This is a genomic window from Sphingomonas arvum, assembly GCF_026013565.1.
Lineage (GTDB): Bacteria > Pseudomonadota > Alphaproteobacteria > Sphingomonadales > Sphingomonadaceae > Sphingomicrobium > Sphingomicrobium arvum.
On sequence record NZ_JAPDOB010000002.1, the window covers coordinates 1,056,742 to 1,081,520 of the forward strand.

General features: G+C 67.4%; 24 protein-coding genes and 1 other RNA gene. 16 read left to right on the forward strand and 9 right to left on the reverse strand.

Annotated features, from left to right (window positions below):
- The first annotated feature begins 2 nt into the window (after nucleotides 1-2).
- Together OMW55_RS12855 and OMW55_RS12860 are read left to right on the forward strand one after the other, a co-directional pair.
- Nucleotides 3-2,381 (forward strand): hybrid sensor histidine kinase/response regulator, encoded by a 2,379-nt coding sequence (locus OMW55_RS12855; RefSeq protein ID WP_264883688.1) that lies wholly within the window; start codon nucleotides 3-5, stop codon nucleotides 2,379-2,381.
- Nucleotides 2,382-2,383: 2 nt separating this feature from the next.
- Entirely contained in the window at nucleotides 2,384-2,773 is a 390-nt protein-coding gene (locus tag OMW55_RS12860; protein WP_319950672.1) for a response regulator, read from the forward strand.
- A 6-nt stretch (nucleotides 2,774-2,779) separates the two neighbouring features.
- Here OMW55_RS12860 and OMW55_RS12865 read toward each other — a convergent pair whose 3' ends face one another.
- The gene (locus OMW55_RS12865) at nucleotides 2,780-3,223 is read right to left on the reverse strand and encodes a cytidine deaminase (protein ID WP_264883690.1); all 444 of its coding nucleotides are present in this window, start codon (nucleotides 3,221-3,223) and stop codon (nucleotides 2,780-2,782) included.
- Nucleotides 3,224-3,250: 27 nt separating this feature from the next.
- Here OMW55_RS12865 and OMW55_RS12870 point away from each other — a divergent pair, with 27 nt between their 5' ends.
- From OMW55_RS12870 to OMW55_RS12880, 3 genes are all read left to right on the forward strand, one after another.
- The gene (locus tag OMW55_RS12870) at nucleotides 3,251-3,988 is read left to right on the forward strand and encodes a queuosine precursor transporter (RefSeq protein ID WP_264883692.1); all 738 of its coding nucleotides are present in this window, start codon (nucleotides 3,251-3,253) and stop codon (nucleotides 3,986-3,988) included.
- Complete coding sequence (locus OMW55_RS12875) at nucleotides 3,945-5,645, forward strand: bifunctional metallophosphatase/5'-nucleotidase (RefSeq protein WP_264883694.1); 1,701 nt, start codon at nucleotides 3,945-3,947, stop codon at nucleotides 5,643-5,645. The genes OMW55_RS12870 and OMW55_RS12875 overlap by 44 nt, the downstream gene beginning before the upstream one ends.
- Before the next feature lie 61 nt (nucleotides 5,646-5,706).
- Entirely contained in the window at nucleotides 5,707-6,153 is a 447-nt protein-coding gene (locus tag OMW55_RS12880; protein ID WP_264883696.1) for a hypothetical protein, read from the forward strand.
- Here OMW55_RS12880 and OMW55_RS12885 read toward each other — a convergent pair.
- On the reverse strand, nucleotides 6,150-7,607 hold the full coding sequence (locus OMW55_RS12885; protein WP_264883698.1) for an AMP nucleosidase: 1,458 nt from the start codon (nucleotides 7,605-7,607) through the stop codon (nucleotides 6,150-6,152). The genes OMW55_RS12880 and OMW55_RS12885 overlap by 4 nt on opposite strands.
- A 103-nt stretch (nucleotides 7,608-7,710) precedes the next feature.
- Between OMW55_RS12885 and OMW55_RS12890 the strand changes: the two genes are divergently transcribed.
- The 6 genes from OMW55_RS12890 to OMW55_RS12915 all read left to right on the forward strand — a co-directional run bounded on the left by OMW55_RS12890 (nucleotide 7,711) and on the right by OMW55_RS12915 (nucleotide 13,602).
- The gene (locus OMW55_RS12890; RefSeq protein ID WP_264883700.1) at nucleotides 7,711-8,463 is read left to right on the forward strand and encodes a DUF1499 domain-containing protein; all 753 of its coding nucleotides are present in this window, start codon (nucleotides 7,711-7,713) and stop codon (nucleotides 8,461-8,463) included.
- A 68-nt stretch (nucleotides 8,464-8,531) separates the two neighbouring features.
- Entirely contained in the window at nucleotides 8,532-8,969 is a 438-nt protein-coding gene (locus tag OMW55_RS12895; RefSeq protein ID WP_264883702.1) for a MarR family winged helix-turn-helix transcriptional regulator, read from the forward strand.
- Nucleotides 8,966-10,009 (forward strand): HlyD family secretion protein, encoded by a 1,044-nt coding sequence (locus tag OMW55_RS12900; protein ID WP_264883704.1) that lies wholly within the window; start codon nucleotides 8,966-8,968, stop codon nucleotides 10,007-10,009. Before OMW55_RS12895 ends, OMW55_RS12900 begins: the two co-directional genes overlap by 4 nt.
- 13 nt (nucleotides 10,010-10,022) lie before the next feature.
- The gene (locus OMW55_RS12905) at nucleotides 10,023-11,570 is read left to right on the forward strand and encodes a DHA2 family efflux MFS transporter permease subunit (protein WP_264883706.1); all 1,548 of its coding nucleotides are present in this window, start codon (nucleotides 10,023-10,025) and stop codon (nucleotides 11,568-11,570) included.
- Between the two features lie 21 nt (nucleotides 11,571-11,591).
- Nucleotides 11,592-12,578: an aldo/keto reductase gene (locus OMW55_RS12910; RefSeq protein WP_264883708.1), complete on the forward strand. Its 987-nt coding sequence runs from the start codon at nucleotides 11,592-11,594 to the stop codon at nucleotides 12,576-12,578.
- A 121-nt stretch (nucleotides 12,579-12,699) separates the two neighbouring features.
- Nucleotides 12,700-13,602 carry a manganese catalase family protein gene (locus OMW55_RS12915; RefSeq protein ID WP_264883709.1) on the forward strand — a complete coding sequence of 301 codons (903 nt, stop codon included), beginning with the start codon at nucleotides 12,700-12,702 and terminating at the stop codon, nucleotides 13,600-13,602.
- Here the strand turns inward: OMW55_RS12915 and metC are convergent.
- On the reverse strand, nucleotides 13,599-14,762 hold the full coding sequence (gene metC, locus OMW55_RS12920; protein WP_264883711.1) for a cystathionine beta-lyase: 1,164 nt from the start codon (nucleotides 14,760-14,762) through the stop codon (nucleotides 13,599-13,601). The two genes, OMW55_RS12915 and metC, sit on opposite strands and share 4 nt — an antisense overlap.
- Nucleotides 14,763-14,771: 9 nt before the next feature.
- Nucleotides 14,772-16,520, reverse strand: coding sequence for a putative bifunctional diguanylate cyclase/phosphodiesterase (locus OMW55_RS12925; protein ID WP_264883713.1), 1,749 nt, complete (start codon nucleotides 16,518-16,520; stop codon nucleotides 14,772-14,774).
- A gap of 103 nt (nucleotides 16,521-16,623) precedes the next feature.
- On the opposite strand from OMW55_RS12925, the gene OMW55_RS12930 reads away from it, so the two are divergent.
- Genes OMW55_RS12930 through OMW55_RS12940 form a run of 3 tightly spaced genes read left to right on the forward strand, consistent with a single transcriptional unit; the run spans nucleotide 16,624 to nucleotide 18,834 of the window.
- Nucleotides 16,624-17,964: a L,D-transpeptidase family protein gene (locus tag OMW55_RS12930; protein ID WP_264883714.1), complete on the forward strand. Its 1,341-nt coding sequence runs from the start codon at nucleotides 16,624-16,626 to the stop codon at nucleotides 17,962-17,964.
- A 10-nt stretch (nucleotides 17,965-17,974) separates the two neighbouring features.
- Nucleotides 17,975-18,412 carry a SufE family protein gene (locus OMW55_RS12935; protein ID WP_407822146.1) on the forward strand — a complete coding sequence of 146 codons (438 nt, stop codon included), beginning with the start codon at nucleotides 17,975-17,977 and terminating at the stop codon, nucleotides 18,410-18,412.
- The gene (locus OMW55_RS12940; RefSeq protein ID WP_264883715.1) at nucleotides 18,409-18,834 is read left to right on the forward strand and encodes a PaaI family thioesterase; all 426 of its coding nucleotides are present in this window, start codon (nucleotides 18,409-18,411) and stop codon (nucleotides 18,832-18,834) included. The genes OMW55_RS12935 and OMW55_RS12940 overlap by 4 nt, the downstream gene beginning before the upstream one ends.
- Here the strand turns inward: OMW55_RS12940 and OMW55_RS12945 are convergent.
- The 4 genes from OMW55_RS12945 to OMW55_RS12960 all read right to left on the reverse strand — a co-directional run bounded on the left by OMW55_RS12945 (nucleotide 18,831) and on the right by OMW55_RS12960 (nucleotide 21,350).
- Nucleotides 18,831-19,367: a J domain-containing protein gene (locus OMW55_RS12945; protein ID WP_264883717.1), complete on the reverse strand. Its 537-nt coding sequence runs from the start codon at nucleotides 19,365-19,367 to the stop codon at nucleotides 18,831-18,833. The two genes, OMW55_RS12940 and OMW55_RS12945, sit on opposite strands and share 4 nt — an antisense overlap.
- Before the next feature lie 38 nt (nucleotides 19,368-19,405).
- An RNA gene (rnpB, locus tag OMW55_RS12950) (RNase P RNA component class A) lies at nucleotides 19,406-19,789 on the reverse strand.
- Nucleotides 19,790-19,822: 33 nt separating this feature from the next.
- On the reverse strand, nucleotides 19,823-20,548 hold the full coding sequence (locus OMW55_RS12955; protein ID WP_407822147.1) for an N-acetylmuramoyl-L-alanine amidase: 726 nt from the start codon (nucleotides 20,546-20,548) through the stop codon (nucleotides 19,823-19,825).
- A gap of 10 nt (nucleotides 20,549-20,558) precedes the next feature.
- Nucleotides 20,559-21,350, reverse strand: a complete 792-nt coding sequence (locus OMW55_RS12960) for an acyl-CoA thioesterase (protein WP_264883719.1) — start codon at nucleotides 21,348-21,350, stop codon at nucleotides 20,559-20,561.
- Nucleotides 21,351-21,510: 160 nt separating this feature from the next.
- Here OMW55_RS12960 and OMW55_RS12965 point away from each other — a divergent pair, with 160 nt between their 5' ends.
- Nucleotides 21,511-22,860 carry a L,D-transpeptidase family protein gene (locus OMW55_RS12965; protein ID WP_264883720.1) on the forward strand — a complete coding sequence of 450 codons (1,350 nt, stop codon included), beginning with the start codon at nucleotides 21,511-21,513 and terminating at the stop codon, nucleotides 22,858-22,860.
- Nucleotides 22,861-23,113: 253 nt separating this feature from the next.
- Here the strand turns inward: OMW55_RS12965 and OMW55_RS12970 are convergent, their stop codons facing one another.
- Entirely contained in the window at nucleotides 23,114-23,938 is an 825-nt protein-coding gene (locus OMW55_RS12970; protein WP_264883721.1) for an outer membrane protein, read from the reverse strand.
- A gap of 254 nt (nucleotides 23,939-24,192) precedes the next feature.
- On the opposite strand from OMW55_RS12970, the gene OMW55_RS12975 reads away from it, so the two are divergent.
- A complete protein-coding gene (locus OMW55_RS12975; RefSeq protein ID WP_319950673.1) occupies nucleotides 24,193-24,768 on the forward strand; it encodes a LuxR C-terminal-related transcriptional regulator in 576 nt (191 codons plus the stop codon).
- Nucleotides 24,769-24,779: the final 11 nt, after the last annotated feature.

The window sequence follows — 24,779 nt, forward strand, 5'->3', positions numbered from 1 at the left end:
TGATGCTGCACACCAGGCTCGCCGCGCTCGACGCGCAACCGCTCGACAGCGGCGAGTCCTGGCTCGTCCCCGCGCTGCTCGCCGCCGCCCTGGCCGGCAGCGCGGTCCTGGCGCTCGTCGCCCGGCATCCGCTGGTCGCCGCGGCGCTGCTGCTCAGCACCGCGGTCGCCGCTGGCCTGTCCTGGGCCGCGCGGCGCCGCTCCGCCCGGCTGGTGCCGGTCACCGTCAGCACTCCCGATATCGCCCTGGTCGGCTCAGCGCTCGCGCTGTCGCCGGACCCTGCCGCCCTCACGGACGGCGAAGGCAGCCTCGTCACCGCTAACGAAGCCTATGGGCAGCGCTTCGCCGGTGCCCCGCGGCCCCTCGACCTCGGCGCGAACGAAGCGGCGCTGGCGGAGCTGGGCTCGGCCCGCGCCCTGGCCTGGCGCGATGGTCAAGGCTCCATCGACGACGTCGCCACCCCCAGCGGACCGGCCCGGGTCGAGGTGCAGCGGGTGGGCGCGCTCGGCGACCTGCTGTTGTGGCGCTTCCCCCGGCCGCAGCGCGACTTCCTCGCCGTGCTCAAGGGGCGGGCGACCGGACCGGAAGGCGAGATCCTCGGCCGCAATGGCGTGCTGTCGGCGGTCACTGGTCCCCACGGGGAGCTGCTGGCCGCCAACCGCCTGCTGCGCGAGCGCGCCGGCGTCGCCGACGACTTCGCCGGGCTTACCCTGGGCGAATTGCTGCAGCAGGATGACGATGGGCGCGTGCGGCTGTCGACCGAGCTGGAGGCCAATCGTCCGCTTCGTCTGCTGCATATTCCGATCGACGCCGAGCGGTCCGGGCAGGCGGGCCTCAATCTGCTGTTCGACACGCCGGAGGCGGCCTCGCTCAGCAACGGGGCCAACCTCCAGGCACTGCTCGACATCCTGCCCGTCGGGCTGGCGCTGGTCGACCGGGACCGCCGCTTCCTGACCACCAACAAGGCGTTTCGTACCGCCGGTGGGCTCGGGGATGGCGGCATCCCCGCCTACCCGGGCGACCTCGTCGTCAAGGAGGACAAGGCGGCGGTCGCCGATACCGTTCGGCGCAACACCCGCGGGCCGGCCATGTCCAGCGATCTTGCCGTGCGGCTGGTCCACAATCCGGGCGAGCCGGTCGCGCTGACCATCGCGGGCCTGCGCGGCCTCGGCGATCCGGTGGTGCTGCTGCTGCTCAAGGACAATAGCGAGGAAGCCAAGCTCAAGCGCCAGATCGCCCAGGCGACCAAGATGCAGGCGGTGGGCCAGCTCGCCGGCGGCGTCGCGCACGACTTCAACAATATCCTGACCGCCATCATCGGTCATTGCGACCTGATGCTGATGCGGCACACGCCCGGCGACAGCGACTATGACGACATCCAGCAGATCAAGTCGAACTCGAACCGAGCCGCCGGCCTGACCCGCCAGCTGCTTGCCTTTTCCCGTCAGCAGACGCTGCGCCCCCAGGTGCTGCAGCTGCCCGACGTCGTTTCCGAAGTATCGCACCTCCTGAAACGGCTGCTTGGCGAAACGGTCACCCTTCACGTCAAGCATGGCCGCGACCTTGGCCCTGTGCGGGCGGACCCGGGCCAGCTGGAGCAGGTGATCGTCAACCTCGCCGTGAATGCCCGCGACGCCATGCAGGACACGGGCAACGGCCAGCTCACCATCCAGACCTATTCGGTGCCCGCCAACCAGGTGGCCGAGCTGGGCAGCGAGATCCTGCCGGTCGCCGATTATGCGGCGCTCAGCATCGCCGACACCGGCTGCGGCATTCCGGCCAACGTGCTGGGCAAGATTTTCGAGCCCTTCTTCACCACCAAGGAAGTCGGCAAGGGCACGGGCCTTGGCCTGTCCACCGTCTACGGCATCGTCAAGCAGTCGGGCGGCTACATCTTCGCCGATTCCAAGGTCGGGCAGGGCACCACCTTCGTCATCTACCTGCCCGTCCATCGCGAGGAGGCCGGCGCCGAAAAGGCGCCCGCCGCACCCAAGGCGCCTCAGGAGGAGACCTGGGGGAGCGGCACCGTCCTGCTGGTCGAGGACGAGGCCATGGTCCGCACGGTCGCGGAACGGGCGCTGACCCGCCAGGGCTACACCGTGGTGACCGCCAACAACGGCGAGGAAGCGCTGGAGATCATCGAGCGCGGCGATCCGATCGACCTGCTGATCAGCGATGTGGTCATGCCCGCCATGGACGGCCCGACCATGGTCCGCCACGCCCGGACCCTGCGCCCGGACGTGCCGGTCCTGTTCATGTCCGGCTATGCGGAGGAACAACTGCGCAACTCGATCGACATCGACCACGTCGCCTTTCTCCCGAAACCCTTTTCGGTTCAGGAGCTTGCCGAAGCCGCCCGTAAGGTATTGGCGCAAGAATAAATTTGCGCCCCGCGGAACTCGCCCGTATGCAGCGGCCGGTGAATACGGGGCGCGCCATACTCGTCGTTGAGGACGAGCCGCTGATTGCAATGATGCTCGAGGACTTCCTCGAGACACTCGGCCACAGCATCCACGCCAGCTGCGATTCCGTCGGCGACGCGCTCGCCAAGGCGGAAGAGGGCGGGTTCGACTGCGCCATCCTCGACGTCAACCTGAAGGGCGAGGCCGTTTGGCCGGTGGCCGAGAAGCTTCGGGAAAAGGGCGTGCCGTTCATCATCGCGACGGGCGGCCATGTCGAGCCGCCGCCGGCCGCGTTCGCGCAGGCGCCGATGCTTGAGAAGCCCTACACCATCGACCGCATCACCCCGGTGCTGGAGCGCGCGGTCAATTAGTCTGGCTCAACCGGCGTCCGCCAGGTTCGCCGGTCCGAAACCATGCGGGATTAGGTCGCCGATCCGGTGCATCTCCACCTGCTGACCATCACCGCTGGCGCAGACAATCTCCACCTCGCGGCCGCTTAAGTGTGCGGCCTCCAGGATCGCCTGGCGGCAGCCGCCGCACGGGGTGACCACGCTCCCCCCGGCCAGCTCACCGTCACCCGCCGCTCCACCGGCAACGACGATCTTGGCCACCTTGCCGAGCCCGAACGCATGCTGCGCCGCCGCAAGGCCGCTCTGCTCCGCGCAGATGCCGAGGCGATAGCAGGCATTCTCCATGTTCGCGGCGGTGACCACCTCGCCGTCGGTGCTGACGATGGCGCAACCGACATGAAAGCGGGAGTAGGGCGCATAGGCCTTGAGGGCGGCGGCGCGGGCAAGGGCGATCAATTGTTCGTTGGTCATGAGGGCGCCTTAGCGTAAGCCGCGCCCATGACCGAGGGGGTAAGAAAGGTCGAGGCGCACGTCCTGCACGGGCGGTCCTTGCGCTGGTACGACCTGACCATGGCGGCGTTCGTCGCCATCCTGTTGCTCAGCAACGTACTTGGCGCCGGCAAGGTGGCGACCGTGACCCTGCCCTGGCTCGGCGCCTGGCCGTTCGGGGCGGGCATCCTGTTCTTTCCATTGTCCTACGTGATCGGCGACGTGCTCACCGAGGTGTACGGCTATGCCCGCGCCCGTCGCTGCATCTGGGTCGGGACGGCGGCGCTGCTGTTCATGGCGTTCATGAGCTGGGTGGTGGTGGCGCTGCCGCCGAGCCCGGAGTGGACCGGCCAGGCCGCCTATGAGCAGGTGTTCGGGCAGGTCCCGCGCATCGTCTTCGCTTCCATCGCCGCCTTCTGGGCCGGCGAGTTCGTCAACAGCTTCGTGCTGGCGCGCATGAAGGTATGGACCGCGGGCAAGCACCTGTGGATGCGCACGATCGGCAGCACGGTGGCCGGTCAGGGAATAGACAGCCTGATCTTCTATCCGCTCGCTTTCTGGGGCGCGGCGGGCTTCACGCACGATCTGGTCATCCGGCTGCTCCTGACGCAATGGGCGCTCAAGGTCGCATGGGAAGCGCTGCTAACGCCCGTCACCTACGTCGTGGTGGGCGGCCTCAAGCGCGCCGAAGGATTGGATGTATATGACGAGTCTACCGATTTCACGCCGTTCGCTGCTCGCGTGTAGCGCCGGGCTCCTGCTCGCCGGTTGCGCCACGACGCCGCAGCCGCGCACGGCCCCCACCGGCTTGGTTGAAGTGCAGATCCTCGGTCTTAACGACTTCCACGGCAACCTCGAAACCCCGGCCGCCCCGGTCGACATCGCGCGCGGCGATGGCAGCAAGCTCACCACCCGCGCGGGCGGCGCGGCGGCGCTCGCCGCCACCCTGCAACGCCTGCGCGCCGGGCATCCGAGCGTCACCGTCGCTGCCGGCGACCTGATCGGCGCCAGCCCGCTCACCTCCGCCTACTTCCTCGACGAACCGTCCATCCGCGCCCTATCCATGGCCGGCCTGGAGGTCGCGTCCGTCGGCAACCACGAGTTCGACAAGGGCGCCGCCGAGCTGACCCGGATGCAGCGCGGCGGCTGCGACAAGCACACCAGCCGCGTGCCTTGCCGCCTCGAGCCGTTCGCCGGCGCCGGCTTCACCTACCTCGCGGCCAATGTGGTTACCGAACGTGGAACGACGCTGTTCCCAGCGACCACCGTTAAGCAGGTCGGCCCGGTCCGCGTCGGCTTCATCGGCATGACGCTCAAGGAAACGCAGACGCTGGTCACTCCAGCGGGCGTCGCCGGGCTGAGGTTCACCGACGAGGCCGCCACCGCCAACGCGCTGGTGCCGACGCTCAGGGCGCAAGGAGCGGACGTCATCGTGCTCCTGTTTCATCAGGGCGGGCGCGTGCCCGACGTCTATCGGGAGCACGGCTGCAACGGCTTGTCGGGCGACCTGCTGCCGATCCTGGACAAGCTTGACCCGAGTATCTCGATCGTCGTTTCCGGCCACACGCACCAGGCTTATGCCTGCCAGCTGCAGGCCGGCGGCGCCCAGCGGCTGGTCACCAGTGCCGGCAAGAACGGCTATCTCGTGACCGACATCCGCCTGACTTACGACCCGAGCGCCAAGCGCCTACTCAAGGCAACAGCCGAAAACGTGCCCGTTGTCGGCGAAGCGGCCGATCCTGCAATCACCGCGTTGGTGAATCGCTATGCCGCCGCCGCTCGTCCAGCCGCGGAGCGGCCGGTCGGCAAGCTCGCCGGACCCGCGCTCAAGGATGCCGAGGATGGCGAGAGCCCGGCCGCGGCGCTGATCGCCGATGCGCAACTCGCCGCCACCCGCCCGGCCGGCCGCGGCGGCGCGCAGCTTTCCTTCATCAACGCCAGCGGGGTGCGCACCGACCTCAAGCCTCGCGCCGATGGCACGATCACCTACGGCGACATCTTCGCGCTGCAGCCGTTCGGCAACAACCTGGTGGTGAAGACGCTCACCGGCGCCCAGCTCAAGGCGCTGCTGGAACAGCAGTTCAAGGTCGAGGGCGGCAAGATCCGCGTCGGCAGCCTGCTGGTCCCCTCCGCCGGCTTTGCCTTCGCCTACGACCTGGCACGACCGGACGGCCAACGCATCACGGCCGCGACGTTGAACGGCCGCCCGATCGATCCGGCCGCCCGATACCGGGTGACGGTCAACAACTTCCTCGCCAGTGGGGGCGATGGCTTTTCAGTCCTGGCGCAAGGGACCGACGCGTTCGACGCCGGGCTCGACCTGGACGCGCTCGAAGCCTGGCTGGCGACCAACCCGCCTCTGCCGAAGGTCGGCCGGGTGCGGACGGCAGCAACCGCTGGCTAGCAGCGCCGAGCCTGCCTAAGGCCTGCACCGCCGGATCCGTTATCACCTGCGGAGTTGCCCCATGCGCGCCCACTTGCTGCCGATCCTCGCCTTGCTGTCCGGCTGTGCCGCGCAACCTCCGGTCCGGCAGCCGACGGCGCAGGTGATACCGCCAGCGTTGGCGGTGCTCGCTGCGGCAGACGCCGCCCCGAACGGCGTGCCGGGGCGGTTCGGCTTCGTCGTTCAGCGGGCCGAGTGGGTCGGACCCCGGCTGTTCCTGAACAGCCAGCCCGACTACCGCGACCAGCGCAATCTCTCCATCAGCATCGACCCGGCCGCCATCGGCGGCCTCCGCCAGATGTTCGGCGACGATCTGCGCAGTGCGCTCCTGCACAAGCCGATCATCGTCGACGGCGTCGCCCGCCGCATCCAGATCGACTTCATCGCCAATGGGCGGCGTACGGACAAATATTATTACCAGACCCACGTGATCGTGACCGACCCGGGTCAGCTGCACGTCGGAGCCTAGCGGAATGGCGGCTCGTCGAAGCTCCTGAGCTTGCGCGAGTGCAGGGCATCGCCCTCCTCGCGCAGCAGTTCCAGCGTCTGGATGCCGATGCGCAGGTGCTGGCTGATCGCCCGCTCGTAGAAGGCATTGGCCTGGCCCGGCAGCTTGAGCTCGCCGTGGAGCGGCTTGTCCGACACGCACAGCAGGGTCCCATAGGGCACGCGGAAGCGGTAGCCCTGGGCCGCCACGGTCGCCGATTCCATATCGATCGCCACCGCCCGGCTCTGGTTGAAGCGCAGGGCCGACTGGGTGTAGCGCAGCTCCCAGTTGCGGTCGTCGGTGGTCACCACCGTGCCGGTACGCAGGCGCTTCTTGACGCTGTCCTCCGTCTCGCCCGTGACCCGCAGCGCCGCGTTGAACATCGCGGTCTGGACCTCGGCGATGGCCGGAATCGGAATCTCGATCGGCAGCACGTCGTCCAGCACATGGTCGTCGCGCAGGTAGGCGTGGGCAAGGACATAGTCGCCGATCGTCTGGCTGGGGCGCAGGCCGCCGCAATGCCCAATCATCAGCCACGCCTCGGGCCGGAGCACGGCGACATGGTCGCAAATCGTCTTGGCGTTGCTGGGGCCGACGCCGATGTTGATCAGCGTGATGCCGTCGTCGCCGTTGGGCCCGATCAGGTGATAGGCCGGCATCTGGTAGCGCCGCCAGCTGCCCGACGAGATCTCCGCTTCCGCATTCTCCAGCATGCCGCGATCGTAATGGCCGCCCGGCACCGACAGGCCCTGGTAGGGCGTGTCCGTCTGCCGCAGCGCGTCCGCCGCAAAGCGGACGAACTCATCGACGTAGCGGACGTAGTTGGTGAACAGGACGTAGCGCTGGAAGTGGGCCGGCGGCGTGCCGGTATAGTGCCGCAGCCGGGCCAGGCTGAAGTCGGTGCGCGGGGCGTCGAACAAGGCGAGCGGCCGCCCGGCATGGCTGGCGAAGTCCCAACTGCCGTCCGCGATCTCGTCGCCGATGTGGACCAGCTCGGTGGTCGGGAACCAGCGGCCGAGTTCGGCCGAGGCGATGCCGCCCAGCTGCAGGTCCTCGGACCCGTCGAGCACATAAGGGTAGGGGATCTCGCTCGCCGAGCGGCCCACCGAGATCTCGACCTGGTAATCGCGCAGCAGGTGCTCGAGCTGGGTCGTCAGATAGTCGCGGAACAGGGCCGGCCGGGCGATCGAGGCGGTGTAGATGCCGGGCTGGTTGAGCCGGGCGAAGGCGCGGTTCGGAAGCGACGGGGGCGTGTCCGGATCATAGGCGATCCGCAGCTCGGGATAGGAAAAGCGGCCGGACGCCCGCGCGTTCGGATCGGGCCGGGTACCATCGCGCACATAGGCGCCGATCGCGCGGCGGAGGTTGGCAACGGACTCGTCGTAGATGGCGGCGAGCTGGTCGAGGATGCGGGGAATGTCGTCAATGTGGGTCATTGACGGAAAGTCCTTGGGCCAGACCGGCCACCCTGGCAACCCCCGGTTGCGGCTCGCTTGGCGCTGCGCCACAAGGCCGGCGGGGCATAGCGGGGGGCAAGTGATGGCGCGTAGGCCGAAACGGCGGGGCTCGGGTCTGGCATGGGCGGCGCTGCTGGAGGCGCTGGCGGCGCTGGCCATGGCTGGCGTCGTTGGCCTGGGCGCGCAGCGAGGGTGGTGGACCTCGCAGGGCGGCGCCGACGCTCTGCCGGCAATCGCCGTCATCGCTGCTGGAGCGACCCTGCTCGGGCTTTATGCCCGGGTGTTCCGTCGCGACGGGCAGCTGATTGCCGTTGCCGCCTTCCTGCTCGGGATCGCGTTGGTCGGGGCCATTGCGCAGGGCTGGTGGCGCGATACGCAGGCGGCGCAGCTGGTCGACGTCACCACGGACCTGGAAACCCCTCCGGCGTTCACGCACCTGATGGTACGGCCTGACCGCATTACCGGCGTCCCGGTCCCAAATCGTCCCGGCTACGCCTCCCTGTCGCCCGAGGAGCGGTGGCGGGCGGTGCACACCGACGCCTATCCGGCCTTGAAACCGGTCGTGACTCGAGCCTCCCCGGCCAGCGTCGTTGCGCGGGCCCGTCGCGCTGCCGAGGGCGAGGGCTGGCAGGTGGTTGCCGCCGACCCCGGGCATGGCCATCTCGAACTGACCGCGACGAGCCGTTTTCTCGGCTTCAAGGATGATCTGGTGCTGCGAGCGCAGCCCGTGCCCGGCGGCAGCCGGGTGGACGTGCGCGGAGTCGCCCGGACCGGCACCAGCGATCACGGCCGGATCGCACGGCTGATCGGGCGCCTGCAGCAAGCCGTTCGCTAAGGTTCCGCCGAAACCATCCGCGCGGTCGAGCGTTGAAATACTAAGCACGCTTACTATATGCGGACTCTATGGAACAGCTGGGTTGGGAAATCGGCGAAACGTCGCACGCGCTGCGCCGCGCCTTCGACCGTAAGGCGGCGGAGCTTGGCGTCACGCGCGCGCAGTGGCGCCTGCTGGCGCATCTCAGCCGCACGCCCGGTGGCCGACAGGTGGAACTGGCGGAGCGAATGGACATTGAGCCCATCACGCTTTGCCGGATCGTCGATCGGCTGGAGGAAAGCGATTTAGTTGAGCGGCGGCGTGATCCCGCCGACCGCCGCGCCTGGCAGCTGTACCTGACCGACAAGGCCGGACCGCTCGTAGAGCGGCTGCACGGGCTTGCCGACGAGCTGTCCGACGACGCCTTCGCCGGCATCGACGACGCCGAACTCGCCACCGTCCGGACCGCGCTGGCCCGGATCCGCAGCAATCTCCTTTCTGCCCCGAAGGGTAGGGTGACCGCATGAACAAGATGAACAGTGAGCCGCTGACGGGCGAAGAGGTCCAGGCGACGTCCAAGCCGAAGCGCAACTGGTTGCGGCTGGTGCTGATGCTGATCGTGCCGCTGCTGCTGGTCGGCGTCGGCGGCTACTGGTGGCTGAACAGCGGCAAGACGGTGTCGACCGACAATGCCGCGGTGAAGCAGGACATCACCTCCGTCGGCGGGCAGGTCAGCGGGCCGATCTCCGAAGTGTTCGTGAAGGAAGGCGACCGGGTCAAGCCCGGTCAGTTACTGTTCCGCATCGATCCCGCACCCTATCGGGTGGCGCTGGCCACGGCCGAGGCGCAGCTTGCGGCGGCCCAGCTGGCCAAGCGGCAGGCGGTGACCCAGGCCGCCGGCACCGGCGCCGACATCACCGGCGCGCAGAACCAGCTCGCCATCGCGCAGCGGGCGCTCGGGCGTCAGTCGCAGCTGCTCGGTCGCGGCTTCACGACCCGCGTCAGCTATGACGAGGCACTGGCCAACGTGCGCCAGGCCGAAACGGCGCTGGCCGACGCCCGCGCGCGGGCCGCCAACGCCCAGGCAGCGATCGTCTCCACGGGTGAGCAGCCGGGTGAGGCCGCGGCGCGTGCCGCCATCGCCAGGGCCAAGCTCGACCTGTCCCGCACGGACGTCCGCGCTCCCGCGGCCGGGGTCATCTCCAACGCCGACCGGCTGCTGGCCGGGCAGCAGGTGGTGCCCGGCGTCGGCATGGTCAGCTTGGTGGGCGGCGAGGCCGCGTGGGTAGAAGCCAACTTCAAGGAAAAGGACCTGGCGCGCATGGTTCCGGGCCAGCGGGTCGAGATTGAGATCGACGCATATCCGGGCCGGACCTTTACCGGCCGGGTGGAAAGCATCGGCGCCGGCACCGGCAGCGAGTTCGCCATCCTTCCGGCTCAGAATGCCAATGGTAACTGGGTCAAGGTGACGCAGCGCGTGCCCGTGCGGGTCCGCTTCGATCGCAAGCCCGACAAGCCGATGATCGCCGGCCTCTCGGCGACCGTCACCGTCGAGCTGAACGACTAAAGGAAGTCCTGCCATGGCCGGTCCCACGGCCCCCACCACGTCCAACGTGCTGCCCCCGGGCGAGCGCCTGCTGGTCACGGTCGCCGTCATGCTGGCGGTGCTGATGCAGGTGCTCGACACCACGATCGCCAATGTCGCGCTGCCGCACATGCAGGCGAGCCTCGGCGCCACCCAGGACAGCATCAATTGGGTGCTGACCAGCTACATCGTCGCCAGCGCCATCGCGATCCCGATCGCCGGCTGGCTGAGCGAGCGGATCGGCCGCAAGAAGCTGATGCTGATCGCGGTGATTGGCTTCACGGCGGCCTCGCTGCTGTGCGCGATCGCGACCTCCTTGCCGGAAATGGTCCTGTTCCGCCTGGCGCAGGGCGTCAGCGGCGCCTTCCTGGTCCCGCTCGCCCAGGCGACCATGTTCGACATCAACCCGCCAGAGAAGCACGGCCAGGCAATGGCCCTGTTTGGCGGCGGCATTATGATCGGTCCTATTCTCGGTCCGGTTCTCGGTGGCTGGCTCACCGACAGCTTCGACTGGCGCTGGGTGTTTCTGGTTAACCTGCCAGTTGGCGTGCTGGCCTGGCTGATGCTGGTCCGGACCATGCCGAAAACCGAGCCATACCGGCGCAAATTCGACCTGCTCGGTTTCTTTCTGATCGCGGTGGCGCTTGGCTCGCTTCAGATGTTCCTGGACCGGGGCGAAACCAACGACTGGTTCGAGAGTTGGGAGGTGACGATTGAGGCGGGACTGGCGATCGGCTTCTTTTGGATGTTCGTGGTTCACACGCTGACCTCACGCGCGCCGATCTTTGAGCGCTCGATGTTTGCCGACCGCAACTTTGCTACTGGCCTGCTGTTTATGGCGGTCACCGGCGTGCTGCTGCTGGCCGGCCTCGCTCTGCTGCCCCCGCTGCTGCAGCGGCTTTATGGCTATTCGGTTCTCCAGTCCGGTTTCCTGACCGCCCCGCGCGGCATTGGAACGCTAATCTCCATGCTCGCGGCCGGCCGGCTGATCGGCAAGATCGACCTGCGCATCCTTATTGCCGCGGGCATCAGCCTGATGGGCATCAGCCTGTGGATGATGACCGGCTTCGCACTGGACCAGCCGTCCGGACCGGTGGTGTGGAGCGGCCTCGTCCAGGGGCTGGGCCTGGGGCTCATCTTCGTGCCGATGCAAGCGCTGGCCTTTGCCACTCTGGCACCGCCGCTCAGGACTAATGCCGCCAGCCTCCTCAACTTGTCACGCAATATCGGCGGTTCGGTCGGCATTGCCGTGGTCGGCTCGCAGCTGGTCCGCAACACCCAGATCGCCCATGCTGACATGGCCGCGCACGTCACCCGCAATGACATCCCGGCGCTCGATCCGAGCTTGCTGGAGCGGATCGGCCAGCAGGGCGACATCGCGCTGCAGGTCATCAATGCGGAGATCAACCGGCAGGCTCTGTTCATCGCCTACCTCGACGACTTCAAGCTGATGATGATCGTTACGTTCGCCGCGCTTCCGCTCATCTTTTTGATGAAGAAAGCTTCGGCACCAGCGGGCGGGCCGCCCGTTCACGCCGACTAAGCACTATACCGGAGAAAACCCATGCAGCGCCGCCGCCTTGGCCCTAACGGCCCCGAAGTTTCCGCGATCGGGTTGGGGTGTATGGGGATGAGCGAGTTCTATGGCTCCGGTGAAGAGACCGAAAGCATTGCGACCATTCACCTGGCGCTCGAGCGGGGTGTGGATTTGCTCGACACGGCGGACATGTATGGCCCGTTCACGAACGAGGAACTGGTCGGCCGCGCGATCGCCGATCGGCGCGACAGCGTGTTCCTGGCCACCAAGTTCGGTAACGTGCGCGGACAGAACGGCGAGTTCCTGGGCGTGCGCGGCGACCCGGCCTATGTGCGCGAGGCGTGCGAGGCGAGCCTCCAGCGGCTCGGTATCGAGACCATCGACCTCTACTACCAGCACCGGGTCGACCGGACGGTACCGATCGAGGATACGGTGGGGGAGATGGCACGTCTGAAGGGGGAGGGTAAGATCCGCTTCCTCGGCCTCAGCGAGGCCTCGCCCGAGACCATCCGTAAGGCGCATGCAGTTCACCCCATCACCGCCCTGCAGACCGAGTTCTCGCTGTGGAGCCGCGACGCGGAGACGGAGGTGCTGCCGACCGTGCGCGAACTCGGCATTGGCTACGTAGCCTATTCGCCGCTCGGCCGCGGGTTCCTGACCGGGCAGATTACCAAGTCGGAGGATTTCCCGGAGGACGACTTCCGCCGCTTCCACCCGCGCTTCATCGGCGAGAACTTCGCCAAGAACATTGCCCTGGTCCACGAGCTGGAGCAGCTTGCAGCGGCCAAGGGCTGCACGGCGGCGCAGCTGGCGTTGGCCTGGGTTCTGGCTCAGGGGCAGGACATCGTGCCGATTCCCGGCACCAAGCGCCGCAAGTACCTGGAGCAGAACATCGCCGCGGCCGACATGACGCTGAGCGAGGAAGAACTGCGTCGCCTGGACGAGATTCTTCCGCCCGGCGCGGCCGCCGGAGAGCGTTACCATGCAACCGGGATGGCGACCATCAACGGCTAGCCAAGCCCTTGTCGTTGTTCGCCTAATCCGCCTGGCTGCAAACTTCGGTACTCGGTCGCAACGGCGGCAACGATCCGAGGGCTAGGACATTGGTCACGTTCCCCCGACAGGAGCCACGGCCATGTTCTTCCGCGTCAAAGAGACTGCCTTTCACTGCGTGCCCGACAGGCCCGACCCGATCTTCGCGCGCCAGCTGCAGGAGGTGCTGGGCGGCCAGTGGGGCGAGATCAGCGTCATGCTCGGTTACCTATTCCAGGGCTGGAACTGTCGCGCGCCGGGCAAGTACAAGGACATGATCATGGACATCGGGACCGAGGAGATCGGTCACGTGGAGATGCTCGCTACCTGCATCGCGCGGCTGCTGGAGAAGTCGCCGGTCGAGACGCAGGAAGGAGCGGCCAAGGACGGGCTGGTCGGCGCGGTGCTTGGCGGCGCCAAGATCCAGGACGTGATCATGGCGGGTATGAACCCGCACCATGCGATCGTGTCCGGCGGCGGCGCGACCGCGTCCGACAGCAACGGCAATCACTGGTCAGCCAAGTATATCGTGTCGAGCGGCAACCTGCTGGCCGACTTCCGCTTCAACGTGGCGGCCGAGAGCCAAGGGCGGCTGCAGGTCGCGCGCCTGTACAACCTGACGGACGATCCGGGCGTCAAGCAGATGCTGTCCTACCTGCTCGCCCGCGACACCATGCACCAGAACCAGTGGCTCGCCGCCATTCGCGAGTTGGAGGAGGACGGCTTGGAGATGACTCCATGTCCTTCCAACTTCCCGCAGGAACTGGAGAATCAGGAGTTCAACTACGCTTTCCTGAACCACTCGGAAGGCAACGAAAGCTCCCAGGGGCGCTGGGCGTCAGGGCCGTCGATGGATGGCAAGGGCGACATCAAGTACGTCGAGCAGCCGCCCGCGATGGGTCAGGTGCAGGACCTGAGCCAGGTGGATCCTCGGTTGTTCGGAACGCCGAAAGCGGCACTCACCGACAAGGAGCGCGGCCTGATGTTCCAGGACGAGCAGCGCTAGGCGAGCGCCTGGGCGAGGTCGGCAATCAGGTCAGCCGGGTCTTCCAAACCGATGTGCAGGCGGACGGTTGGCCCCTCTGGGGGCTGACCGACGCTGCGCAGGCCGGTGAGGTCGACCGGGCTGGCGAGGCTCTCGTAACCGCCCCAACTCCAGCCGATGCCGAACAAGGTGAGCCGCTCGATAAAGGCGTCGCGCGCCGCCGTGGTGCCGTCGAGGACGATTGCGAACAGGCCGGTGGAACCTGCGAAGTCGCGAGCAAAATGCTCATGGCCGGGGCACGAGGGCAAGGCTGGGTGCAGCACCCGTTGCACCCGTGGTTGTTCGGCCAGCCAGCGGCCGACTTCCAGCGCGTTTTGCTCGTGCCGGCGCAGGCGGACGTCCAGGGTACGCAGGCCGCGTAGCGCGAGCCAGGCATCGTCCGGGCTGACCGCGGTGCCCCATTGCCGAACGGCCCGGTTCAGCGCTTCCCACGCGGCCGGCGAAGCGGTCACAGCGCCGAGCATCACATCCGAATGGCCGCCGATATATTTGGTGCAGGCAGTGATCGAGAGGTCGACACCGCGCGCGATCGCCGGGAAGAACAGGGAGGTCGCACAGCTATTGTCCAGCAGGGTCACGAGGCCAAGCTCCTTCGCGGCCGCGGCAAGGCCGGGCACGTCCTGGACCTCGAAGGTCAGCGAACCCGGGCTCTCCAGGAACAATGCACGGCTGTGCGGGCCGACCAGGTCGCGCAGCTGTTCCGGGGTGATGAGCGGGTGGTAGTAACGCGTGGTCACGCCCAGGCGCTTCAACTCGCCCTCGCAGAAGAAGCGGCTGGGTGCATAAGCGCTGTCCACCATCAGCAGCTCGTCGCCGGGCCCCAGCACGCTGATCAGCGCCATCGCCACCGCCGCCGCGCCGGATGGAAAGAGGCGGGTGCCGGCGGCGCCCGGTTCCAGCGCCGTCAGCGCGTCGCACAAGGCCCACTGGGTCGCCGTGCCGTTGCGCCCGTAGCTGTAGCTGCCGTCCCGGGGCGGGTAGGCGCCGCGCAGTTCCGCCAAGTTGTCGAACAGGACGGTGGAGGTCCGCTCGACCGGCACGTTGACCAGCTTGCCGCGCCACTCGCGCCGCCGGCCGCCGTGCACCAGCCGGGTCAGCGGCCCCAGTTCCTCATCGCTCATGCCGACCGTCTAGCGGCGAGGCGCCACCGCCTCAACGCCGCGTCGGCGGCTGCGCCAATAGTCCAGTGCCGCATCGGCCTTAAGCGGGCGGGCGTAGAAGAAGCCCTGACCCTGGTCGCACCCCAGCGCCGCCAGCGTCGCCGCAAGCTCGCGGGTTTCGATCCCCTCCGCGGTGGTCTTCATCGATAGAGCTTCCGCCAGGCTCAGGACGGCGCGAACGATGGCGACGCTGTCGGGATCGACCATCAGCGCCGAAACGAAGCTGCGATCAATCTTCAGCACGTCAATAGGCAGGCGCTGAAGGTAAGCGAGGCTGGAGTAGCCGGTGCCGAAGTCGTCCATCGCTAGGGTGGTGTCGAGGCTCTTGAGCGCGTCGAATACCCGCGTTGCGCGGCCGGGGTCCTGGACGATGCAGCTTTCCGTCAGCTCCAGGCTCAGCCGCTCGCCGCCGATGTTGGCCGCACGCAAGGCGTCGTCGACGACAGCGGCGACGTCGTCGCGGGCGACCTGGATGGCGGACAGGTTGACGGCGACACTTATCGGCAGCTTGTGCCCGGCCTGCTCGTCCCACTGCGCCAGGCTGGCGGCGGCACGGTGCATCGCCCATCGCCCGAGCGACAGGATCAGCCCGCTCTCCTCGGCCACCGGGATGAATTCGTTGGGGCTGATCTCGCCCCGGTCGGGGTGGACCCAGCGGGCCAGCGCCTCGAACCCGGATACCTCGCCGCTGCGCAGGTCGATGAGCGGCTGGTAGGCGAGGTCCAGTTGGTCGCTGTCGAGGGCGCGGCGAAGCTCGGTCTCGATGGAGAAACGACGGCGGGCGGCGCTGGCCTGGCTTTGCTCGTACACTTCCGCCCGTCCGCTGGCCTTGGCCTGCTTGCAGGCGAACTGGGCGTTGCGGAACAGCTCCTCGGCTTCCGACGTACCGGTCATCAGCGCGACCCCGACCGCGCATTCGACCCGGATCTCCAGCTCGGACAGGCGGAACGGGGAGGAGACGGTCTCCAAGATGCGATCAGCCGCGCGCATGGCGTCCGCGACTCCTCGGCGCAGTGACACGATGATGCCGAATTCGTTGCCGCCGGTCCGGGCGAGCCGGTCGCCCGCGCGCAACGCGGAGATCAGCCGGCGCGCGAAGGTGATCAGCAGCTCGTCGCCGGCGAGACTGCCCATGCTTTCGTTGATGCGCGAGAAGCGGGACAAGTCGACGACCAGCACCGCATGGCCGCCCTTTCCGTCGCCCTTGTCCAGCGCGGCAGCCTCGATCATTTCCGTAAACGCCAGGCGATTGGGCAGCCCGGTCAGGCTGTCGCGCAGCATCTCCTCGCGCAAGGAGCGCTCCGCCCGCTCTTCCACGGTCCTGTCGATGACGGTCAGCAGCAGCCGGCGGTTGCCGCTCACCAGCGCGGGAAGCTTCGCCAGGCGGAGCCGATAGTAGCGCGCATCGATGCCGCTGCCGTCCCGGAAGTCGAGCTCATCGGATTTCTGCCCGTCGAACCAGCCCTGGAGATGATCGTGCAGCAGGCCCGCTCGCAGGCAGGTTTCCGTCAGTTTGGAAAAACCGGGGACGGTTGATTGCTCAATCGCGGCTTCGAAATTCCGGTTGTGCGCGCCCAAGTGCAGAATGCCTGCCGGGTCTTGGCTGATGACCGCCGCGGCAATCGGCAGCGCGTCCAGCAGGGTGCTGTCCTCTGCAAGATGCTTTGCGGGCCCGAGTTCGGCCGCTGCACGTGGCCGGGGTGAAGCGGCGGTTGCCATGATGCGCCTATGCCGCGGCAGGCGTTAATCTTCTATTGCGGTCCTTGCCGGCGCACAAAGCGGGTTCTCACGCCGTTCATGCGCAAGGTAGAATAGTCGCGCCATGCTTAAGCTCACCCGCCTTGCACTGATCCTTGCCGCAGCTGCTGCGCCATTCCCGTCCGCCGCAAGCGTGCCGGGCGCCCCGGATGATCCTTATTCGCTGCCTGCCGGCGGTGAGCAGGGGTTGGACATGGCGGTGGTGGACGCCGATGCCATGCCGCAGGAGCCGGAACAGGCCAGCGATGATGCGGCGGCGGCGATGCCGGCCGAGCAGTGGAGCGGTGCGCCGGTAGATTTGATGCGTCCCGTGCATCCGCTCTATACCGAGTTGCGGCGCGCGCTGGTCCGTTATCAGCTTGACTGGGGCGGCCTGCCCAAAGTGTTCGTGCCGGATAACGGCCCAATGATGGCCCTTGGCACGACCGATCGCCGGGCTTTGCTCCTGCGCCAGCGGCTTGGGCTTGGTGCGCCGGACCCGCTGGCGCCTACGTCGTCGCCGTTGTTCGACGGAGCCCTGGAACAGCGTTTGAAGAACTTCCAGGCGGCCCATGGCTTGCCCGTGGACGGCAAGGCAGGGGCTGCGACGCTCGCCGCACTGAACCGCGGCACGGATTATTATCGCCAGCGCATCCTGCTCAACATGGAGCGTGCGCGTCGGCTGCCGGCGCCAGGCACCGCCAATGCCGCCAAGTACATCCTGGTCGATGCCGCCGCCGCCCGGCTGTGGATGTACGAGGAGGGGCGGCCAGTCGGCTCCATGAAGGTGGTGGTCGGCACGCCGCAGTCGCCAACGCCGATGATGGCGGCGCTGATGCGCTACGCCAACGTGAATCCGTTCTGGAACATCCCGCCCGACCTCGTCCAGAAGACGGTGGCACCGAACGTCATCGCCCATGGGGTCAAGTATCTCGCCGACAAGCGCTACGAGGTGCTCGATACGTGGGAGAGCGACGCCAAGGTGATCAACCCTGCGACGGTTGATTGGAAGGCAGTCGCGGCGGGTACGCAGGAGCTGCGCGTGCGGCAGCTGCCCGGCGGCGCCAATTTCATGGGCGAGATCAAGTTCATGTTGCCCAACCACTATGGCATCTACCTGCACGACACGCCGGCTAAGGCGCTTTTTGGGCAGGACGAGCGGCACCTGTCGAACGGCTGCGTGCGGCTGGAGGATGCGCGGCGGCTGGCGCGGTGGGTGTTCGGCGACATGCCGCGGGCAAGCTCGCCGGATGCGGAGCAGCGCGTCGACCTCAAGCAGCCGATCCCCGTCTACATCACCTACCTGACCGCCGGGATCACGCCGGAGGGCAGGCTGGCGTTCGCGAGCGATACCTACGGGCGGGACGGGCAGCTGCTGGCGCGGTTTGATCCGCTTGGCCCGCAACCATCGGGCGGGGGCAGATGACGAACGGGGCTTGCGTCGCTATCTGCGACTTGTGACCTCGCTCCCGACCTTGTCCGTCATTTACGACGACTATGAACTGCTCGATGCCGAGGAGCGCTATCGATTGCTGATCGAGCTCGGCCGCGAGCTAGAGCCCATGCCCGACCCGCTCAAGACCGACGCGACCAAGGTGCGGGGCTGCAGCGCCTCGGTGTGGGTCTATCCGACACGGCTCGACGACGGGCGGCTCCACTTCCTGGCCGACAGCAATGCGGCGATTACCAAGGGGATTGTGGCGCTGGTGCTGGCGGCCGTTCAGGACCGCGCGCCCAGGGAGATCGCAGGCACGGACATCGCCGCCGAGCTGGCGCCGTTCGAACTTGGCCGGCAGCTGTCGTCCAATCGCACGCAAGGCATTCCCAACATGATCGCGCTGATCCGCGAGACGGCGGAGCGGCTGGCGGCGTGAGCGAGGGCGGGTTCGACACGGAAAGCTTCTTCAAGCTGGCCCGTCGGGTCGGGCATGGCCGGGCACTCGGCCTTGGCTACCGCGCGCATGGTGACGATTGGGTGGAGCTGGCGCTGCCGTGGCGACCGGAGCTGGTGGTCATGCCCGAGAGCGGGATCATGGCAACCGGCGCGATCGTGAGTCTGATCGATACCTGCTCGGGCGCGTCGGTGTGGCGCAAGCTGGGCGGCTTCCGCCACATCGTCACGGTGGACCTGCGGATCGACTATCTCCGGCCGGCCTTCCGCGAGGAGACGGTGATTGCCCGCTGCGAGTGCTACAAGCTGACCCGCAAGATCGCCTTTGTGCGCGGGATCGCCCACGGCGGGGACCCGGAGCATGCGGTGGCGCACGCCGCGGCCACGTTCATGATGGTCGACTAGGACGAAGCGGCCCGGCGCTCCTCGGCCTTGCGCAGGACCTCGTAGGCGGCCTGGATCTTCTGGAAAGCGTCGGCCGCCGCCTTGTCACCCTGCTTCAGGTCGGGGTGGTTCTCCTTTGCCAGGCGCCGATGGGCGGCCTTGATCTCGTCGAACCCGGCGTCGCTTTCCAGCTCCAGCACGTCCAGTGCCCGCATCTCCTCGCGTGAGCGGGTGCCGTCGCCCGGGCCGCCCCAGCTCCAATGGGCCGAGCTGCGGAAGCCATTGGCCTGGGCGCGTTCCGCGCGTTCGCGGTCGGCTGCCTCGCCGGTGCCGAGGTTGGCGAAATAGTCCCAGTTCTTGTTGTAGTCGGCCGCATGAGCTTCGCAGAAGTACCACCGTTCCGGGCTGTTCGGCGCCTTCGGGGCCGGCCGGTCGCCCGGCAGGTCGCAGCCCTCGCGGTCGCACAGCCGAACGTTCGCGGCCTCGCGCGACTTGGCGCCATAAGAGCGCCAGCGGGGGAAGCCCCAGTCATCGGATCGGGTCGGACGTGCCATGGAGATACGCTAACTAGTGACGACTGCCTTCAGATGCGAGTGCCAGAGGGCCTGTAAGCCGGGTTCTGTCCACCGCCATGAAGCGGATGGGCGGCCATTCCTCTAGGCCTGCGATTGCCCGCAGGCTCAAGCAACCAACCCGGGCGGCGAGCCGGAACAGGCCCATGTACCGCCCCTATTCGGTCTTGCACCCGGTGGGGTTTACCATGCCGGTCCCGTTGCCGGTCCCGCGGTGCGCTCTTGCCGCACCCTTTCGCCCTTGCCTGGCCGAAGCCGTGGCGGTCTGCTTTCTGTGGCACTGTCCCTGACCCGCTGTCGCCGAAGCTCTGGCGGGCCGCCGGGCGTTACCCGGCACCGTTGTTCCGTGGAGCCCGGACTTTCCTCGGCGAGCCGAAGCTCGACGCGGCCGCCCGGCCCTCTGGCGAGACGGCCCCTAGCCTAGTTCTTGAGCCGCGTCACGGCTCCCCCATCGGTCGCGGCAATAGCAGGGCGAGCAGCTTGGCGCGGCACTCACCGTCCACGATCCCGTCGATCCGGTCGGGGCGGAAACGACGCTGGAAGGCGATGGTGGCCTTTAGCGGGTCGCTGACATCATAGCCGAACCGCTCCAGCGCGAGATGGAAGGCGGCATCGGACCAGAAGGGGTCGATCAGGTTGCGGGTCGGGCTGGGCAGGGCGAGGCGGCGCTTGGCCAGCGCTTCCCACGGGAACAGCTCGCCGGGATCGTCCTTGCGGCAGGGCGCGATATCGGAATGCCCGACGACATTGCCGCGGCCGATGCCGTGCCGGTCCTTGATTTGCGCCACCAGCGGGATCAGTGCGGCGATCTGCTCGTCCGGGAAGTGGCGATAGCCGAACTCGTGACCGGGATTCACGATCTCGATGCCGATCGAGGCCGAGTTCACGTCTCGCGTTCCGCGCCAGTAGCTCTTGCCCGCGTGCCAGGCGCGGCGCTCCTCGTCGACCAGGTGGTAGACGGTCCCGTCCTCGTCGATGCAGTAGTGGGCCGAGACCTTGGCCTCCGGCGAAGTCAGCCGGTCGAGCGCCCCCTGGCAGTCCGGCATGCCGGTATAATGAAGGACGATCATGCTGATCGGCTGGGCGCGCTCGTCGTGGTTCGGCGAGGGAAGATGCACGGAGTTCACGGGCAGCAATGGGCCATGCGGCTCCGCTCCGGTCAAGCCATTCTCCTTAAACGAAGATCGTGACCGTCTGGCGGGCGGCGAACAGGCGGCGTCCGCTGTCGTCCCACAGGGTCATTGCCTGGCGCGAATAGCCGTCGCCGGTGTCCTCCGCCGTCGCCTGCTGCAGGAACCAGGCGTCGGCATCGGCAGGCAGGGCATCGACCTCGATGGTCCAGGTCATGGAGGAGATGATTCCGAACTCGGGAAAGCTGACCATAGCGGCAGGCGGCAGGGCGTCGGCGAGCGCCAGCACGGCGGTCAGCGGCTCTACGCCCTGCGGGCGAGTGTACCGGGTCCAGCAGGTGAAACTGGGCTCTCCGCCGGAGAACGGGCGATTGCCGGCGGCCAGCAGCATCTCGAAATTTCGGGCGAAGCTCGGGCCGGGGCCGCCGGGGAAGAGCGGGCCGCAGTCCGCCGGCCTGGGAACGCTCGGCGCGTTGGGTGAGCGATGCGCCACGCGGCTGTCGCGCGGTGCGCCGCAGGAGAACAGGCATTCGGCCGCGGCGCCGGCCTCGCCCGTCACCGAAGTCCGGACGAAGGCGGCCGACCGCCCGCGGCGGATCAGGGTCGGAACGATCTGCAGAGAGCCGGACGCCGGGCCGACAAAGGCGATCTGAGCCGAGCGGAGCGGCGGCAGGTCGGGCAGGGTGCGGACGGTGGCCGCCCAAGCGAGCGCGGCCGTCATGCCGCCGTAAAGGGTGCGGCCCTGCGCCCAGCTTTCCGGGGCCGTGCCGGTGAGCCCGGTACCGGCGGGAACGAACGCATCGAGGACCTGGTTGAGCGTCGGACTGTCAGACATGATCGCTTCCTAGTGCGACATGCGCGCAGGTCCAGCGCCGCGACGTTGCATGCGAGTCACGCCTGCGTGGTTACCGTCCGCAGAAGGCACGGTTCACTTGTCCGACAGGGCCATCGGCATAGATAAGACCACGATGAACTCGGTTAACGGGGTGTGTTGAGTGAACAAGTTCCTGCTTTCGGCCAGCATGGCCAGCCTGATCGCCGTTCCGAGTGTCGCCGATGCGCGCAGGAAGCCGCAGCCGGCGCCGGCGCCGGCGGTGGTGCGCGTGGCGCCGACCGATCCGGTTGAACTCTACTACTTCTCGCACCAGGACGCGCCCATCTGGACCCGTTCGGCGGATAGCCGTGCGGCGCTGCCGGTGCTGGTGGAGCTGCTCCGCCGGTCGCCGGCCGAAGGCTTGGCGAACGGGTCGCTGCTGGCCGCTTCGGTCGAGCAGGCCATGCAGTCGGGCAACACGCAGGCGCTCGAGTTCGCGGCCAGCAAGGCGTGGGTGTCGTACGTCCAGCTCATGAAGAAGGCGCCGGCCGGGATGCTGTTCGGCTACCCGCACCTGGCGCCGCAGGGCAACCGTCCGGACCAGATCCTGCTGACCGCCGCCGCCGCGCCGAGCCTGGCGCAGCACCTGCAGAAGGTCAGCACGCCTAACGCTTACTATGCGCAGCTGCGCGATGCGTCCTGGAAGGCCATGCAGGCGGCGCCGGGCAGCGCGCCCGACCCGCGCATTCTGTCGAACCTGGAGCGCGCCCGGGTGCTTCCGGCGGGCGGCCGGTACATCATGGTCAACACTGCCGAAGCGATGCTGACGATGTACGACAATGGCCAGCCGGTCGGCAGCATGAAGACGGTTGTCGGCATGACCAAGTTCCCGGACGGCAAGCCGAATTACCTGCCGACTCCAATGATCGCGAGCATGATCTATTACGTGACGTTCAATCCTTACTGGAACGTCCCGCAGAACCTCATCCTGAAGAACATCGGCCACAAGGCCCGCGACCAGGGCGAGTCCTACCTGAAGGGCCAGGGTTTCCAGGTGATGAGCGACTGGACCGAGAATGCGACTGTGGTTCCCTACGACCAAGTCGATTGGAAGGCGGTGGCGGCGGGCACCAAGATTGTCCGCATCCGCGAACTGCCCGGCGCGATGAATTCCATGGGCCGTTACAAGTTCAACTTCCGCAATGCCGAGGACATCTACCTCCACGACACGCCGATGCGGGAATACTTCAAGAAGGACGTCCGCACCCTGTCGAACGGTTGCATTCGCCTGGAGGATGCCAAACGGCTAGCAACCTGGCTGCTCGGCCGTGAGCCCGTGGCGCCGAATGACCAGCCCGAGCAGCATGTGGCAATTCCTACGGGAGTGCCGGTCTACGTCACATATTTGACGGCCAAGCCGCAGCCGGATGGGAAGATCGCGTTCCTCGATGACTACTATGGGTGGGATGGCCGCCCCGACCGGCAGCTTTCCGCTGTGCCGAGCTTGAGTGGCGCGCACGTCGCACGGTAGTCGCAAGGTTCAATAACTCAAGATAGCGCAAGAGGGCCGTCGCGGGAGGACCGCGGCGGCCTTTCTTATGGCCGAAAGGCTCCACCGTTGCGCAAACGAAAAGCCCACGGGAGCTAGTCCCGTGGGCTCTTACGTCGGTCCTGTCGATCTCGCAGCTTGAAGCAGCTCGCTCGCAGGCCGTCCGGCGTCGCACTCTTTCGCGTAAGGCGGAGGTTGCTGGAGCAACCTCCTTCTTACGCTGGAGCGCTATCGCTTAGCCGCGCTCGACCGTCGGCGGCGGCGGCGGCGGCGGCGGCGGCGGGACCGGGCAGGTGTCGGTCGCCAGGATCACCGAGCCGTCCGGGCAGGTCTGCGTCGCCGGGGGCGGCGGCGGAGGCGGCGGCGGGGGCGGCGGGGGCGGCGGCGGGGGCGGCGGCGGAGCGAAGTTGAAGATCACCGACGCGAGCAGCGAGTGCGAGCGGAAGCGACCATCTACGTCGAACGCCGAGGTGCCCGTGCTGATGCTGTCCTTGATGTTGCTGGCGTTGAAGAAGCGATACTTCAGGCCGAGGTCGACATTGCTGCTGACCGGAACGCGGACACCCGCAAGGATTTGCCAGGCAAGGCCGCGGTCGGACACGCTATCGCTGCCGCCCAGCCCCAGGTCGACGGTCGTCTTGACCCGGGCGACACCGATGCCGGCGCCGACAAAGCCGTTCAGACTATCGTCGTTGCCGAAGTCGAGCAGCGCGTTGCCCATCAGAGACACGGCCCGGCTCTTGCCGTCAGCGTCGACGGCATTCGGGCCAACGAAGTTGCCGCGATAGGTGTCGTGGTTGGCGCGCTTGTAGCCGAGCTCGGCCTCAAGCCGGACGAGGCCAAGATCGTAGCCACCGACAAGATCGACGTCGTAGCCGGTCTTGTGGTCAATGGTCAGATAGTTGTCCAGCAAGGCGCCGGTCGAGGTGGTGAAGTCGATGTCCGCGTCCTCGACGAGCATCAGGCCGCCCTCGACGCCGACGTACGGCGAACCATCACGAGCCATCGCCGGCGTCGCGAACGCGGCTGCCGCGGCAGCCGCCAGAAGATATTTGCGCATGCTTTCCCCTTTTCCCGAGTTTAATGGCGCCGCCAATATCTAGAGCATCAGCCAAGTTGCCGTCTAGGCGCGGGTGTCACCCGGCGGTGCATTATCGTTGCGTCAAAGACACATTCTCAGGCCTTGCCGCTGAAAAACGTGCCTTCTCATCATCGCGCAGTCGCTATGGCCTCTGTGGCGCGCCCTGCTAATATCGGGACGGGAAGGAAGGGACCGTGTTGGCTGAACGCTCCGACGAGCCATTGATCGACTGCGTGGGGCTGAGCCCGATACCCTATGTCGTGAGCAACCCTCGGCTGCCCGACAATCCGCTGGTCGTCGCGAACCCGGCTTTCTGCGAATTGACCGGGTATCGCGAGGATGAAGTGGTCGGGCGTAATTGCCGATTTCTTGCCGGTGACGCGACGGAACCCTGGCTGACCGAGCGGCTGCGGCAGGCGGTGCGCGACCGCCGGCCGGCCCTGGTGGACATCCTCAACTACAAGAAGGACGGTTCCCCGTTTCGCAACGCCGTCCTGGTCACGCCTCTTTTCGATGATGATGGGGAGTTGCAGTTCTTCCTGGGCAGCCAGGTGGAGCTGCCGGATGAGAGCTCATCGGCCAGTTTCACCGGGCGGCGCGAGAAAGCGGTCCTGGCGGTCAAGGGTTTGCCGAACCGCCAGCGCCAGGTGCTGGAGCTAATCGCCAAGGGCCTGCTGAACAAGCAGATCGCTTGGGAGCTGGGGATCAGCGAAAAAACCGTGAAGATGCACCGCGCGCTGCTGATGGAGCGCTTGAACGTGCCCACTTCGGCGGACCTCATCCGCCTGGCCGTCGAAGCAGGCTTCTAGAGACCACTACC